This window comes from Clostridium sp. CAG:43 (assembly GCF_000434655.1).
Classification (GTDB): Bacteria; Bacillota; Clostridia; order Lachnospirales; family Lachnospiraceae; genus Otoolea; species Otoolea fessa.
In genome coordinates this window covers 10,435-11,238 of record NZ_FR895104.1, presented here as the reverse complement: position 1 = coordinate 11,238, position 804 = coordinate 10,435, and the positions used below count along the sequence as shown (strand labels likewise).

Sequence of the window (804 nt, the reverse complement as noted above, 5' to 3'; positions counted from 1 at the left end):
CAATTGGTGGATATTTCTCTTCGAGTTCCTCTGGGGTTGCCGGAAAATGTTCGGTGCCGCCAGATGGTTCATCATTTCCACTAATATATTTGACGAAATTCATCAGGGTTTTTCTACCCAGATCATCCATTTCATAAAAATACATCAATGTTCTGCGAATCATCCGATCAGCTTCGGTATCTCCGGAAGCAACAGCTTTCGCCATTCTCATAAATTCCTCATCTGGAGTTTCTTCCACGAACATTTCCCCGTTTCCGGTCCGAAGCCACTCTTCGTTTACATGAAATTCTCTACATATCAAAGATATGACGGCATCGCTAGGCGCGTTTTTCCCAACTTCATAGGCACCAATATTACCGCGCGATATACCGACGCGGTCAGCAAATTCTTGCTGAGTCAAACGTAGCTCCTTGCGAAGCGCTTTAAGTCGTTCTTTCAACAATTAACACCTCCTTATGTGCTGATTATACATTCTGAAATGTTGGATGTCAACAAAAATGTTGGGAAATTACAAAAAACAGCTTGACAAAAGAAATTAGCCAACATATAATTGTAATATAACAACAAAGGGATTTGAAAGAAAGGAGACAATGCCATGAAAAAAACATCCAATCACACAAATGACGCTGAGAAATTAGCTGAGATGCTGAAGGAAATGAGCGATGAGGACAAGAGAGTAGTCATGATTTACGCATCAGCCCTCTGGTCCCGTGCAGCACTGGGAAATAAAAAGGAAGCTGACAACCTAGAGGCTTCATAAATTATAGAGAGGAGGCGGTCGAATTTGAGAAAACAGAGAAGATA

The 804-nt window shown here is 41.4% G+C and carries 2 protein-coding genes; one reads left to right on the top strand and one right to left on the bottom strand.

Features of this window, described 5'->3' with window-relative positions; all coding sequences use genetic code 11:
• Window positions 1–439, bottom strand: a 439-nt coding sequence (locus QVO97_RS09615; protein ID WP_288189558.1) for a helix-turn-helix domain-containing protein, incomplete at its 3' end; no start/stop codon positions are given.
• A 156-nt stretch (window positions 440–595) separates the two neighbouring features.
• On the opposite strand from QVO97_RS09615, the gene QVO97_RS09610 reads away from it, so the two are divergent.
• The gene (locus QVO97_RS09610; RefSeq protein WP_022360118.1) at window positions 596–760 is read left to right on the top strand and encodes a hypothetical protein; all 165 of its coding nucleotides are present in this window, start codon (window positions 596–598) and stop codon (window positions 758–760) included.
• Window positions 761–804: the final 44 nt, after the last annotated feature.